We start from the raw sequence: 13,941 nt of genomic DNA on the forward strand, positions 1-13,941 counted from the left end.
AACAAGCCAAACTTTCGATCGCTGACCAGGAGACTTATGCAACGCCGTTTCCTTCGCAGTGCCTGCACTGCTTTCGCCCTCGCCTCGATGGCTGCGCTACCGCTCGGCGCACGCGCCGCGCTACCGCCGATCGTGGATGGACAACCCCTGCCTTCGCTCGCGCCGATGCTGCAAAAGGTGACGCCGGCGGTGGTGAACATTTCCACCAAGACGCGGGTGCGGGTGAGCAATCCGTTCTTCGACGATCCGGTGATCCGGCAGTTTTTCGGGCTGAACAACTCGCCGCGCGAACAGGTGGAACAGAGCCTGGGCTCGGGCGTGATCGTCGACGCGAGCAAGGGCTACATCCTCACCAACAACCACGTGGTGGGCGGCGCGGACGACATCACGGTGACGCTGCAGGACGGGCGCAATTTCAAAGGCACGCTGGTGGGCACCGACCCCGCTACCGACGTGGCGGTGGTGAAGATCAACGCCGATCACCTGCAGGCGTTGCCGATTGCCGATTCGTCAGCGCTGCGCGTGGGCGATTTCGTGGTGGCGGTGGGCGACCCGTTCGGGCTGGGGCAGACGGTGACGTCGGGCATCGTCTCGGCGCTGCGCCGCTCGGGCCTGGGCGGTTCGAGCTTCCAGAACTTCATCCAGACCGATGCCTCGATCAATCCGGGCAATTCGGGCGGCGCGCTGGTGAATCTGCGCGGCGAGCTGATCGGCATCAACACGATGATCTTGTCGCCGTCGGGCGGCAACGTGGGCATCGGCTTTGCAATTCCCACCGATATCGCCAGCAGCGTGATGCAGCAGCTGATCGCGCACGGCAAGGTGAGCCGCGGCAGCCTGGGTGCGCAGACGCAGGACATCACGCCCAATATCGCCAAGCTGCTTGGGTTGAAGGACAACAACGGCGCGGTGGTGACGCGCGTGCTGCCGGGCTCGGCGGCCGATCGCGCCGGGCTGCAGGTGGGCGACGTGATCACCGCGATCAACGGCAGCTCGCTGCAAAACTCCGATCAGCTCAACAATGCCGAGGGCCTGCTGCCGGCCGACAGCACAGTAAGCCTGAGCGTGCTGCGCAACGGCAGCACGCGCCAGATCAGCGCAAAGCTTGCACCGGAGAAGGTGGCGACGCTGGATGGAGGCAAGCTGGACCCGCGTCTGGTTGGCGTAACGTTCAGCGACCTGAGTGCACAACAGGCGAGCCAGGGGATGGCGGGCATCACGGTGGCATCGGTCAATCCGGGCAGTCGCGCGGCACAGGCTGGACTGTCGGCGGGCGACGTGATTGTGGGCGTGGGCAATCGCCGCGTCACCAATCTGCGGGATTTGCAGGGACTTGCAGGCGCTCGGCCACGTCAGCTGGTGTTGCTGGTGGCGACGGATGACGGGCTCAATTACGTGGTGATTCAGTAGGGGATTTGGACGGGACGTGTCGGATTTTCCCTTCGACTCGTTCCGTCTCAATCAACTGTTTGACGCAAATATATGAACGCGCTTGATGTTTTTGCTTGATGTTTTGCCTCCGGGCCGCTGAAATATTGCGACCCCGTCACTGCAAGTGCTTGCCGTGCACGGCACACTCGCTTTAATCCCCTTATGTAGGTCGCGCCATCCTATGCCAGTACGCCTTACCCGCCTGCTCTCCGTCGCCCTGATCAGCGCCGGCCTCTCCACCGTGGTGCTTGCTGCGGCCACGCAATCACTGACCTGGCGCGGCGACGTCGTCACCGGCAACAGCGTGGTCAAGGGCATGGCGAAGGCCTGGCAGTCGTCCGGCCACGGCAACATCGTCATGCAGCCGTTCAACACCGCATCGGGTCTGGATGCCGTGTCCGGCGGTTCGGCCGATATCGCCGGCAGTGCGCGCCCGAGCTCGGGCAGCGCCGAGGACGGCGGCCTGACCTTTACGCCGGTGGCATGGGATGGCCTGGTGTTGGTGACCAGCCCGTCCAACCCGGTCAGCAGCCTCACGCTGCAGCAGGTGCACGACATCTATTACGGCAAGATCACCAACTGGAAGGAAGTCGGCGGCAACGATGCGCCGATGGACGTGTTCGCCGTGGCGAGCCCTGGCGACGGCGTGGAATTCAGCCTGCGCAAGCTGTTGTTCGGCCGCGGCAGCCAGCCGGTGGCAGCGCCGCGCCTGTACGTCAACACCACGCAGTTGGAAGCCTCGGTGGCACTGGACCCGCGCTCGTTCGGCGTGACCACGCTGTCCAGCGTGGCCGGCAATTCGAAGATCAAGATGCTGCGCATCGATGGCGTGGCGCCCACCGCTTCCAGCGTGGCCAGCGGTACCTATCCGCTGTTTACCCAGCTTTACCTGGTGACCAACCCGAGCAGCCCGAACGCTGCGGCCGCGAAGGATTTCGTGGACTTCACGCAGAGTGCCAAGGGCGAGGCCGTGCTGCGCTCGCATAGCCTGGTGCCGTATGCCGAAGGCAGCGCACTGGTCGCCATGGATGCTTCGCGTCGCAGCCGCATTCTGGCTGCCGTGGGTGCGCACGCCAGCGCCGAGCCGACCGCGGTTGCCGCGGCTGCGCCGCGCCCGGTTTCGCCGGCCGCCGTGGCTGCCGCATCGCGTGCCGCCGTCGCCAGCACGCCGAGCCTGAAGAACGTCACCAGCGCGGTCGTGGCCGCGCCGGAGCCGACCAGCCTCAAGGGCGTGCGCGGCGATGCGTTCACCGTGGCCGACGCCACCGCTCGCGGCGGCAGTTTCGCCAAGGTCACCGCCGATGCGTACGTGAGCTACGGCAAGGTCGTGGCCAAGGCAACGGCCAAGGTCAGCAAGGCCGCCACGGTGGCCGACAAGAAGGTGGAATCCAAGAAGGTGGCCAGCGCCACCAGCACCAAGGCGACGCGTACTTATCGCGTCGCCGCGGGCGAAACGCTGTACTCGATCGCCCGTAAGCACGGCGTGGACGTGGCGCAGATCCGCAGCTTGAATCACCTGAAAGACAACACCGTGCGCACCGGACAGGTGCTGCGCATCGACGCGCGCTGAGCGCCGCGCCAGAGGGATGCTTTGATGCGCATCCTTGCCATCACTATCGATCTGGACGATACCCTGTGGCCGGTGATGCCGGCCCTGGAGCGCGCTGATCGCGATCTGGACAATTACCTGCGTCAGCACTATCCGCAGGTGGCGCGCACGTGGCCCATTCCGGCCATGCGTGAATTGCGCGCCCGCGTCGCCGCCGAACGGCTCGACCTGGCGCACGATTTCACCGCGCAGCGCTACATCACCCTGCAGATGGCCTTCGATGCCTGCGGCATGACCGAAGCGCCGCTGGACACGCTGTGGGAGATCTACGCCAAGGCGCGCAACAGCGTCGAGCTTTATCCCGATGCCCTGCCCGCGCTGGAATGGCTGAGCAACGCGCGGCCGGTCGCCAGCCTCACCAACGGCAATGCCGACCTGGCGCGCATCGGATTGCATGCGCACTTTGCGCATCACATCGCCGCACGCGATATCGGCTCGGCCAAGCCCAATGCGAAAATCTTCCTGGCAGCGGCCGAACGCCTGGGCGTGCTGCCGGAAAACATCCTGCACGTCGGCGACGATCCGGAGCTGGATGTGGTCGGTGCGCGCGAAGCGGGCATGCGCACGGCCTGGATCAATCGCGAAGGCCATCCCTGGCCGGGTGCGTTGGGCACTGCGCCAGACCTGGATCTGCCGGACCTGGCTGCGCTGGTGGATTGGCTGCATCGGCACGATGGCGGCGCATAAATAGATCTTCGCGCGGCCGCACCGGATGGGCAGCGACACTTCCCTGTCCGCACGCGAGGAGCAAGTTTTTGCCGTGGGAAGACGCCGCATCGTTTTGATCGCCCCGGCAAAAACGCGCATCATGTCCGACCAACGACCCACCACAAGCGCATGCCGCAACGTGCGCAAGGAATGACATGCCCGCCTTGACCGAACTGCGCGCCAACCGCCAGGCCCCTACCCCGATCGAAGCCACCGATGCCGTGCACCTGGCTTCCTCGCGCAAGCGCCTGAGCGCCGCGCAACGCCACTGGCTGGACGAAAACCGTTTCGATGCGACACCCGGCAGCTTCTGCCTGCTTGCCGACGCGAACGGCAAGCTGGCACGCGTACTGGTTGGCGTGGATCGCCACGATGCGCTGGCTGCGCTGGCGAGCCTGCCGATGAGCTTGCCGGTCGGCGAATACTCGCTTGCCGGCGAAAGCGTGCCGCTCGACCTACAACTCGCCGCGCTCGGCTGGGCGCTGGGTGCGTATCAGTTCACCCGCTACCGCAAGGCGCGCCGCGCACCGTCCACGCTCGCCGTGGATGCCAAGACGCTGGCTGCGCTGGCACCGCTGGTTGAAGCAACCAGCCTGGTGCGCGACCTGGTCAATACGCCGACCGAAGACATGGGCCCCAAGCATCTTGCCGATGCCGTGAAGCAACTGGGCAAGGCGCACAAGGCCAAAGTGCGCGAGTGGGTCGGCGACGAATTGCTGGAAGACAATTTCCCCACCATCCATGCCGTCGGCCGCGCCAGCCATCGTGCGCCGCGCCTGGTCGAGCTGACCTGGGGCAAGGCCGACCACCCGAAGCTGGCGCTGGTCGGCAAGGGCGTTTGCTTCGATACCGGCGGCCTGGATCTGAAAACCAGCGACGGCATGCGCTGGATGAAGAAAGACATGGGCGGCGCCGCGCACGCGATCGCACTGGCCGGACTGGTGATGCAAGCCAAGCTGCCGGTGCGCCTGACGCTGCTGATTCCTGCTGTTGAAAACGCCGTGGCCGGCAATGCGCTGCGTCCGGGCGAAGTGGTGATGACGCGCGCAGGCCTCAGCGTGGAGATCGACAACACTGACGCCGAAGGCCGCCTGGTGCTGTGCGATTCGCTGGCTTACGCCGCCGAGCAGAAGCCGGATCTGATCGTCGACTTCGCCACTCTCACCGGTGCCGCACGCGTCGCGTTGGGCCCGGACCTGCCTGCGCTATTTGCCAACGACGATGCGATCGCCGAGGCGGCGCTGGCTTGTGGACGCGCCGTGGCCGATCCGATGTGGCGACTGCCGCTGTGGCGCCCTTACCGCAAGATGATCGATTCCTACATCGCCGATTTCGCCAATGGCGGACCGTCGCGTCACGCCGGCGCAATCACGGCAGCGTTGTACATGGAGCGCTTCATTCCCGAGGGCATGCCATGGGTGCACCTGGATACCTATGCCTGGAACGACGGCGATCGTCCGGGCCGCCCGCGCGGCGGCGAGGCGATGGGGTTGCGCGCGATATTCGAGATGCTGCAGCAGCGCTACCGGTCGCGTTGACGGGTTCGGCGCTAGCCCCTCTGCTTGCGGTAGAGGGGCTCACTGGCCTGTATCGATACTTTTCCCGTTGCCGGACAGCCACGTGCCGACACCGCGCAAGCGCTGCACCAGTACGCGCAAGCCACGTACGATCTTTGGCAGCAGCCAGCACAGTAGCAACAGGAACAGCGCCAGCACGACCAACAGCACCACCGGGTGGGCAATCATCAGGTAGAAAATGCCCAGCAGCGAAACATCTTCGCCCGCGCTTGCTCCCCAGTTACTGAAGGGCTCGGGAGAGGTGTTGATCAATGCACGTCCGCCCGATTTGGCCAGATGCGTGCCGGTGACCACGGCGCCGCCAAGCAAGGCCGCAATGATCTGCTGATCCACACCCGAGTTCTTGAACACGCCCCAGGCGAGCAACGTGCCGACCGGAATGCGGACAAAGGTCTGGATCGAATCCCACACGCTGTCGAAGACCGGAATCTTGTCGGCGAGAAATTCGCCGACCATCAGCACGCCCGACACGACCAGCACCCAGTCGTGGCTGAGCACGGCCAGCCCTGGCGGCAAATCCACATAGCCTAGCCGCCCGAGCAGGCCGGCGAGGAACAGCGTGGCATAGAGCCGGATACCGCTGGCCCAGGCCAGGCCGCCGGCCAGTGCAAGGTTCGATACCTCGTTCACGAGCGATACCTCCCTGGTGTACCAGCGCGACAGCGTGCGGACCGTTCTCCCGCCCTATCCTCTTCTGAATGTTTGCAGGCCGCAAATAAAAAAAGCAGCGCCGGAGCGCTGCTTTTTCGATACCGAGGCGTGAAACCTCAGTGGCCGCCGGCCGAACTCGCCGCAGCAGGTGCGCCGGTGTCCTTGGCGCCACCTTGAGCCGCCGCGGGCGCCGTCGGCACGGACGGCGCGGTAGTCACCGCGGCTACCGCGTCGACATTTTCCTTGCCGCCATAGGGCAGCACTTCGGCTGCCAGCTTGGGATCGGCCTGGATCATGCCGATGGCGTCGAACAGGATGTGCGCCGTTTCCTGCAACTGCGGATCGGGTGCCTTCTTGGCGTCTTCCTGTTCCTTCAGTTCGGTCTTCAGGCTGCGCTCGCTGGGGTTCAGGCCATCGTCGAGCTGGCTGTCGTCGTCGGCTTCGGCATCGCTGCCGCCGATCGCCTTGTGGCGTGCGCGGAAATCCGCCTGGGTCGCATCCAGTTGCTTGCGCTCGGCCTGGCGCTGGTCGTAGTTGAGCGAGATGGTGGTGCGATCGGCCAGTTTCTTGTACTGCGCGATTTCATCCAGCATCAGCTGCCACGCCGGCGACTTGGCGTCGCGTGCCTCGTGCGCCTGCTCCAGCTGCGGCAGGTAGGCCTTCATGTCGGCGACCGGCTTGTAGTCGGCCGGCGGAATCTGCGTCCACGGCAAGGCGTTGTCGTAGGTCGATTCGCCGAATTCCTTCTCGTCGCCGTTGGTCGGGAACAGGATGTCCGGCGTCACGCCCTTCAGCTGGGTGGAACCGCCGTTGATGCGGAAGAATTCCTGCACGGTCATCTTCAGCTGGCCGTAGTTCGGATTGCTGGCCGGATCGGACGCGAAACGGTTGAGGTCGATCAGCGTCTGCACGGTGCCCTTGCCGAAGGTCGGGGTACCGATGATCAGGCCGCGGCCGTAGTCCTGGATGGCGGCGGAGAAAATCTCCGAGGCCGAGGCCGTGCCGCGATTGACCAGCACCGCCATCGGGCCGGACCAGGTCATCGCCGACGGATCGTCCTTGCCCAGCGGGGTCACGTCGCCCTTGGCGCCGCGCACCTGCACGTCAGGACCCTTGTCGATGAACAGGCCGGTCAGTTCGTTGGCTTCGTACAGCGAACCGCCGCCGTTGTTGCGCAGGTCGATCACCACGCCCTGCACGCCTTCGGTCTTGAGTTCGCCGAGCAGCTTGGCGACGTCGCGAGTGGCGGACTTGAAGTTCTTGTCGCCTTCGCTGCGCGCACCGAAGTCGGAATAGAACATCGGCAACTCGATCACGCCGATCTTGCGGGTGACGCCGCCGTCGGTGATGTCGATGACTTTCTTCTTGGCGGATTGTTCTTCGATCGCCACTTTCTGGCGCACCAGGCTGATGATCTCGTGCTTGCCGTCCTGACCCTGGTCGGCCGGCACGATTTCCAGGCGCACGGTGGTGTCTTTCTTGCCGCGGATCAGGTTGACCACGTCGTCAAGGCGCCAGCCGACCACGTCGGTGATGGGGCCGCTCACACCCTGGCCGACGCCTAGCACCAGGTCGCCGACGTGCACCTTGCCGGACTTGGCCGCAGGGCCTGCAGGCACCAGCTCGCGGATCTGGGTGTAGTCGTCGCGTGCCTGCAGCACGGCGCCGATGCCTTCCAGCGAGAGCTTCATCGAGATGTCGAAGTTCTCCGCCTGGCGCGGCCCCATGTAATCGGTGTGCGGATCGGTGGAGTTGGCGTACGCGGTCATGAAGGTCTGGAAGGCGTCTTCGCCGTCCAGTTGCTTCACGCGGTCGATGTAGTTGCTGTAGCGCTTGTCGAGCGTCTTGCGGATGTCATCGTCGCTCTTGCCGGCCAGCTTCAGGCGCAGCCAATCGTTCATGGTGCGCTTGCGCCACAGGTCGTCGAGCTCGGCCTTGTCCTTGGGCCAGTCGGCGTTCTTGCGGTCGGTGTCGTAGGTGTCGTTGGTGTTGAAGTCGAAGCCCTGCTTCAACAGGCTGCGCGCATAGGTCATGCGATCGATCGCGCGCAGGATGTACTGGTTGAAGATGTCGAACGGGCCAGAGAGATCCTTGTTCCAGATCTCGTTGCCGAACTGATCCTTGTACTTGGCGAAGTTGGCCATGTCCTGCTGGGTGAAGAACACCTTTTCGCTGTCCAGCAACTTGAAGTACAGCTTGTAGATCTTCTCCGACATCGCCGTGTCGAGCGGCTGCGCGTCGTAGTGGAAGCGGGTCAGCAGGTGGGCCGAGATCAGCGCGGCGTTGGCCTGCGTGTCGTTCGGCTTCAGCGGCAGCTCGGCAACTTTGCGCGGCTTGGACGCGCCCATGTCTGCGGCGGACTGGGCCAATGCGACAGCAGGAGCCGTGACGCTGAATGCGATCAGCAGCGCGAGCAGGGGGCGAAAGCGAAAGGTCATGGAATTCTCTTCAAGCTTGCTCGGTGACGCCAGCTGCATGGGCCTGCAGATCGGCATGGTAAGAGGAACGCACGAGCGGACCGGAGGCGACGTGATGGAACCCCATCGCTTCGCCAGCTACGCGCAATGCTTCGAATTCGTCGGGCGTCCAGTAGCGCACCACCGGATGATGATGCGGCGTGGGCTGCAGGTACTGGCCGATGGTGATCATCTCGACATCGTGCGCACGCAGGTCCTGCATGGTCTCGATGACTTGTTCGTAGGTTTCGCCGAGGCCGAGCATGATGCCGGACTTGGTGGGCACGTCCGGATGCTGCGCCTTGAAGCGCTTGAGCAGGTCCAGCGACCACTGATAGTCGGCGCCCGGGCGCACTTCGCGATACAGGTGCGGCACGGTTTCCAGGTTGTGGTTGAACACGTCCGGCGGGAAATCCTTGAGCACTTCCAGTGCGCGCTCCATGCGTCCCTTGCCGCGGAAATCCGGGGTGAGGATTTCGATCCTGATGTTCGGACTGGCGTGGCGCACCGCGCGGATGCAGGCGGCGAAATGCTCGGCGCCGCCGTCGCGCAGATCGTCGCGATCCACCGACGTGATCACCACGTATTTCAGGCGCATGTCGTGAATGGTTTCGGCCAGGCGAGCCGGTTCCAGCGGATCGGGCGCGGCCGGGCGGCCATGTGCCACGTCGCAGAACGAGCAGCGCCGCGTGCACACCTCGCCGAGGATCATGAAGGTGGCGGTGCCCTTGCTGAAGCATTCGTGGATGTTCGGGCAGGAGGCTTCCTCGCACACCGTTACCAGCGAATTTTCGCGCAGGCGCGCCTTCAACTGCTGCACCGCATTGCCTTGCGGAAGACGCACGCGGATCCAGCTCGGCTTGCGCAGTGTCGGCGTGTTGGTATCGAAGCCCGCGCGATTGAGCGCGATCTTGTCATTGCCCAACTGTTTCTCGACAACCGGCGTATTGCTGACGACGCTGATCGGAATGGTCTTCGTGGATGAAGCTGACGTATCGCTCATGTAGTAGGTCAGACCGCCACGCGTGCGGGGAGTTCGGGAATGAGGGGGGCAGCCGTTTCGCCATCGAAGCCGAACTGCCGGCAAAACTCGCCGATCAGCACGTCTTCGACGTCCGACAGCCGCGACGGACCCCCCAAGTCTAGCACCTGCGTGACCGCCAGGCCCTTGTAACCGCAGGGATTGATGCGGTGGAAGGGTTCCAGATTCATGTTCACGTTGAAGGCCAGGCCATGGAAGCTGCAGCCGCGCCGGACCCGCAACCCCAGGGCTGCGACCTTGGCGTCCGCCACGTAGACGCCCGGGGCGCCCTCGCGGCGCACGGCCTCGATATTCCAATGCGCCAGCGTATCGATGATGGCCTGTTCGATCTTGCAGACCATTTCCCGCACCCCGACCTCGGCGCGGCGCAGGTCGATCAGCGGATAGGCCACGATCTGGCCGGGACCGTGATAGGTCACCTGGCCGCCGCGATCCACCGGCACCACCGGAATCTCACCGGGGGCCAGGACGTGCTCCATCTTGCCAGCCTGGCCGAGGGTGAAAACGGGGTCGTGCTCCAGCACCCACAGCTCGTCGACGGTGTTGGCGGTGCGGTTGTCGGTGAAGGCGCTCATCGCCTGCCAAACCGGCTCGTAGGGCTGGCGGCCCAGGCGGCGAATTTTCAGCGGTTGGGACATGGATCGCGGGCCTGCTTGGGAATGGAGCCGATCTGTGGTCGGAACGGGGAGGTTGCAAGTGAAGGAACGCATTGCCCTGCCGTGCTTCCGCAGCTCAACGCTCTGCCCCTTCTCCCCTCGGGGGAGAAGGCTGGGATGAGGGGGCAATCTTGCGAAACATTTCAAACAAAAACGCTTCGTCTCGTGCGCTTGCGCCAGCCCCCTCCTCACCCTGCCATCTCTCCCACGGGACTAGCTTTGCGTCGCCCGAAAGGGGAGAAGGAAAAGCTCACAGCGTGAAGCGGATATCCGGATCGGCACGCAGCGAGCTATGGGCCAGGTCGTACTGCTCGCGCGTGTCGCAGTGAAAACTCACGGTGACGGATAGGAAGTTGCCTTCACGTGAATGCTTGTGTTTCACCGTCTCGTGCAGCACGTGCAAGCCGATGCCTTCCAGGATCTGCGGCACGCGGGCCTTGAGGTCCGCACTGGCATTGCCCATCGCGGTGATTTCGAATTCGCCGGGGAACTGGAACCCCTGGCCGTCCTGTTGCGCTTTGATCTCGCCCAGGTCTTTCATGCGGAGCCTCCATCGGACTCGATGACAAACACAGGTTGGGGCGCCAGCCCCAACCTGCGAGGATTCAAACGTTCCGCAGCATGCTTACTTCTTGCCGCTGCCGTGGAACCACAGCAGGATGCTGTCCCACAAGCGCTTGAAGAAGCCGCCCTGCGGAGCATCGTTCAACGCCACCAGCGGCACGTCCATCACCGGCTGCCCATCGTCGGTCACGTGCAGCGTGCCGACCTGCTGGCCCTTCTTGAAGGGAGCGATCAGGGTGGACGGGATGTCCATGGTGGCCTTGAGCTTGTCGTAGTCGCCGGTTTTCACCGTCACCAGCACGTCCTGCTGCACGCCCAGCGGCACTTGGTCTTCTTCGCCCTTCCACAGGCGCGGCGTGGCCAGCGGCTTGCCGGCCTCATACAACTTGTGGGTCTCGAAGAAGCGGAAGCCGTAGTTGAGCAAGGCCATGGCCGAATCGGCGCGCGCCTTTTCGCTGCTGGCGCCCATCACGATGGCGATCATGCGCTCGTCGCCGCGCTTGGCCGAGGCGTCGAGGCAGAAACCCGCTTCGGAGGTGTGCCCGGTCTTCACACCGTCCACGGTGGGATCGCGCCACAACAGGGTGTTGCGATTGCCCTGCTTGATGCCGTTCCACTCGAACTCCTTGATGGCGGAGATCGCGTAGTCATCGGGATAATCGTGGATCAGCGCGCGGGTGAGGATCGCCACGTCGTGCGCGGTGGTGTAGTGGTCGTCGACCGGATAGCCCGATGCGTTGGCGAAGTGCGAGTTCACCATGCCCAGCTGCTTGGCGTAGGCATTCATCAGGTTGGCAAAGGTTTCTTCGGAACCGGCGGTGTGCTCGGCCAGGGCAATGGCGGAATCGTTGCCGGACTGGATGATCATGCCGTACAGCAGGTCCTTCAGCGGCACCTGGCTGTTGAGCTTGAGGAAGCTGGTGGAGCCGTCCGTGCCAGCGCCACCGGCGCGCCATGCGTGCTCGCTGATGCTGACCTGATCGGTGAGGTGGATCTTGCCCGAGGCGATCTGCGCGGAGATCACGTAGTCGGTCATCACCTTGGTGATCGAGGCCGGCACCACGCGCGTGTCGGCTTCTTTGGAGGCGAGGATCTGGCCGGTGGCGTAATCCATCAGCACCCACGCCTTGCCGTCCACATCCGGCGGCGGCGGCACCGGCACCTGCACGGCGGCGGGGGACGCCACGGTGGGAACGGGCTTGGGCGGCAGCGGGTTGGGCGTCGGCGTCTGCTGGGCGACGGCGCTGGCACCGAACACCAGGGCGGCGGCGGCGATGGCGTACACGGGGCGGCGGAACAGGTTCATCGTGGGCTTACTTCCGTTTTTGCTTTGGTCTCGGCGCAAGGCGCCACTACTTACTGGGAGGAAACGCTCAGTCTACCGCGACCTGCGGATGGGGCAGGCCCATTTGTTCGATTTGCGACGTCACCCGGTCGGCGGTGTCCACGTCGGCCAGCGGCCCCACCCTCACCCGGTGCACGAGCCGGCCGCCAATGGTGGCATCCACCACCTGCACCGGGGCGAAATTCGCCACGCGCAGCTGATCGGCCACTTTTTGCGCGTTGGCCGGGTCGGCAAAGGCTCCCACCTGCAGGTAGATGCCCGGCGGCGGCGCCGAAAGCGTCACCACCGGCGGGGGCGGCGCCACTTCCGGCGCGGGGGCGGAGGGATCGATGCCCTGCACTTCCACCAGGCCGGTGCCCTTGGGCCACACGCCGATCTTCACCGCCGCGGCGTAGGACAGGTCGATGATGCGGTCTTCGTGGAACGGGCCGCGATCATTGATGCGCACGACCACGCTTTTGCCGTTCTGCAAATTGGTCACCCGCGCGTAGCTCGGCAGCGGCAGCACCTTGCTTGCGGCGGTGAACTTGTACATGTCGTAGTCCTCGAGATTCGAGGTCTTGTAACCGTGGAACTTGCTGCCGTAGAACGACGCGATGCCGCGTTCGTCGTAACCGCGCGCGCTAGGCAGCACGTTGTAAGTCTGGCCCAGCACGCTGTAGGGCGATTTGTTGCCGTAGAGCGAGCGCGGTTCGACCTTCGGCACCGGCTCGGGCAGCTTGCTGAAATCGGGCGGCGGACCATCCGGCACGCTGTCGCTGTTGCTGCGATAGCGGCTGCTTTGCGGCCGGCTGGTGTCGTCGTACAGGCCGCCGGAACCGCTTGCGCCGCCACCGCGTGACGATGCGGCATAAGGACGCGTACTGCCATGGCCGCCGCAGCCGGCCAGCACCAGCACGATCGCAAGCAACCAGGGCAGGCGCGAGGCCGCCCTCATTGCGTTGCGCTCTCCTGCCCGCTGACGCCTTGCGCGATCGCCTGCGCGAGCTGGTTCACCGCCATCGCATACATGGGGCTGCGGTTGTAGCGCGTGATCACGTAGAAATTCTGGAAGGTGAACCAGTGTTCCGGACCGTTGAGCCCCTGCAGCGTCTGCAGGCTGCTGCTCGCACCCGGATCCAGATGCTGCACCGGCGCGTAACCCCACGCCTCGAGCTGCTCGATGGTCCATTGCGGCGTGGAATCCTTCACCGTGAGGGGTTTGGCCGCCGCATCGGGTTGCGCAGGCGCCGCCACCATGCCGCCGGTCACCCAGCCGTGCTTGGCGAAATAGTTAGCGACGCTGGCCAGGATGTCCGGCAGTGAATTTTGCAGATCGATGTGGCCGTCGCCGTCTTCATCCACGCCAAAATCGCGGATGCTGCTGGGCATGAACTGGCCCCAGCCCTGTGCGCCGGCATAGGAGCCGGTGAGCGTATCGACCGGACCGGCCAGGCGATTGTCGGGCAGTTCCAGCAGGGTCTTCAGCTCACTGCGGAAAAAAGCGGCGCGCGGCGGGTAGTACAGGCCCAGCGTCACCAGCGCATCGAGCACTTTGTACTTGCCGGTGTTGCGCCCGTAGAAGGTTTCCACACCAAGGATCGCGACGATGTATTCGGGCGCCACGCCGTATTGCGCGCCGATCTTTTCGAGCAGGGCGCGATGATCGCGATAGAAATCGATGCCGGCGTCGATGCGGCCCTGGGTCAGGAAGATTTGCCGGTACTGGCTCCAGGGCTTGGCTTCGGCCGGGCGGCTGATCGCATCGAGGATGCTTTGCTGCCGCGTTGCACCGTTGAGCAGCGCGTTGAGCGCGCCAGGATCTTTACCAGTGTCGCGTGCGACTTCCTGCACCAGTTGCGCCTGCCCGGGATGATCGGCCCATGCCGGCATGGCGAACGCCATCGGCAACAAGGCGAACAT

At 64.6% G+C, this 13,941-nt stretch carries 12 protein-coding genes; 4 read left to right on the forward strand and 8 right to left on the reverse strand.

Annotation, left to right across the window (positions count from 1 at the left end; translation table 11 throughout):
• The first annotated feature begins 36 nt into the window (after positions 1 to 36).
• From ISS99_RS22380 to ISS99_RS22395, 4 genes are all read left to right on the forward strand, one after another.
• Complete coding sequence (locus ISS99_RS22380) at positions 37 to 1,410, forward strand: DegQ family serine endoprotease (RefSeq protein WP_204633803.1); 1,374 nt, start codon at positions 37 to 39, stop codon at positions 1,408 to 1,410.
• Between the two features lie 202 nt (positions 1,411 to 1,612).
• Positions 1,613 to 3,001 (forward strand): LysM peptidoglycan-binding domain-containing protein, encoded by a 1,389-nt coding sequence (locus tag ISS99_RS22385; protein ID WP_204633804.1) that lies wholly within the window; start codon positions 1,613 to 1,615, stop codon positions 2,999 to 3,001.
• A 24-nt stretch (positions 3,002 to 3,025) separates the two neighbouring features.
• Positions 3,026 to 3,727 (forward strand): HAD family hydrolase, encoded by a 702-nt coding sequence (locus ISS99_RS22390; protein WP_204633805.1) that lies wholly within the window; start codon positions 3,026 to 3,028, stop codon positions 3,725 to 3,727.
• Between the two features lie 176 nt (positions 3,728 to 3,903).
• Positions 3,904 to 5,286 (forward strand): leucyl aminopeptidase family protein, encoded by a 1,383-nt coding sequence (locus ISS99_RS22395; RefSeq protein WP_204633806.1) that lies wholly within the window; start codon positions 3,904 to 3,906, stop codon positions 5,284 to 5,286.
• 39 nt (positions 5,287 to 5,325) lie between these two features.
• Here ISS99_RS22395 and ISS99_RS22400 read toward each other — a convergent pair whose 3' ends face one another.
• The 8 genes from ISS99_RS22400 to mltB form a co-directional block, all read right to left on the reverse strand.
• On the reverse strand, positions 5,326 to 5,955 hold the full coding sequence (locus tag ISS99_RS22400) for a DUF4126 domain-containing protein (RefSeq protein ID WP_204633807.1): 630 nt from the start codon (positions 5,953 to 5,955) through the stop codon (positions 5,326 to 5,328).
• Positions 5,956 to 6,092: 137 nt separating this feature from the next.
• A complete protein-coding gene (locus ISS99_RS22405) occupies positions 6,093 to 8,414 on the reverse strand; it encodes a carboxy terminal-processing peptidase (RefSeq protein WP_204633808.1) in 2,322 nt (773 codons plus the stop codon).
• A 10-nt stretch (positions 8,415 to 8,424) separates the two neighbouring features.
• Positions 8,425 to 9,435 (reverse strand): lipoyl synthase, encoded by a 1,011-nt coding sequence (gene lipA / locus ISS99_RS22410; RefSeq protein WP_204633809.1) that lies wholly within the window; start codon positions 9,433 to 9,435, stop codon positions 8,425 to 8,427.
• An 8-nt stretch (positions 9,436 to 9,443) separates the two neighbouring features.
• Positions 9,444 to 10,112, reverse strand: a complete 669-nt coding sequence (lipB, locus tag ISS99_RS22415) for a lipoyl(octanoyl) transferase LipB (RefSeq protein WP_204633810.1) — start codon at positions 10,110 to 10,112, stop codon at positions 9,444 to 9,446.
• Positions 10,113 to 10,380: 268 nt separating this feature from the next.
• Positions 10,381 to 10,671, reverse strand: coding sequence for a DUF493 family protein (locus tag ISS99_RS22420; RefSeq protein WP_204633811.1), 291 nt, complete (start codon positions 10,669 to 10,671; stop codon positions 10,381 to 10,383).
• 84 nt (positions 10,672 to 10,755) lie between these two features.
• Positions 10,756 to 12,000, reverse strand: coding sequence for a D-alanyl-D-alanine carboxypeptidase family protein (locus tag ISS99_RS22425; RefSeq protein ID WP_204633812.1), 1,245 nt, complete (start codon positions 11,998 to 12,000; stop codon positions 10,756 to 10,758).
• A 67-nt stretch (positions 12,001 to 12,067) separates the two neighbouring features.
• Positions 12,068 to 12,976, reverse strand: a complete 909-nt coding sequence (locus ISS99_RS22430) for a septal ring lytic transglycosylase RlpA family protein (protein ID WP_204633814.1) — start codon at positions 12,974 to 12,976, stop codon at positions 12,068 to 12,070.
• Positions 12,973 to 13,941: a lytic murein transglycosylase B gene (mltB, locus tag ISS99_RS22435; protein WP_204634022.1), complete on the reverse strand. Its 969-nt coding sequence runs from the start codon at positions 13,939 to 13,941 to the stop codon at positions 12,973 to 12,975. The genes ISS99_RS22430 and mltB overlap by 4 nt, the downstream gene beginning before the upstream one ends.

Source organism: Dyella mobilis (genome assembly GCF_016904945.1).
Taxonomy (GTDB): Bacteria; Pseudomonadota; Gammaproteobacteria; order Xanthomonadales; family Rhodanobacteraceae; genus Dyella_B; species Dyella_B mobilis.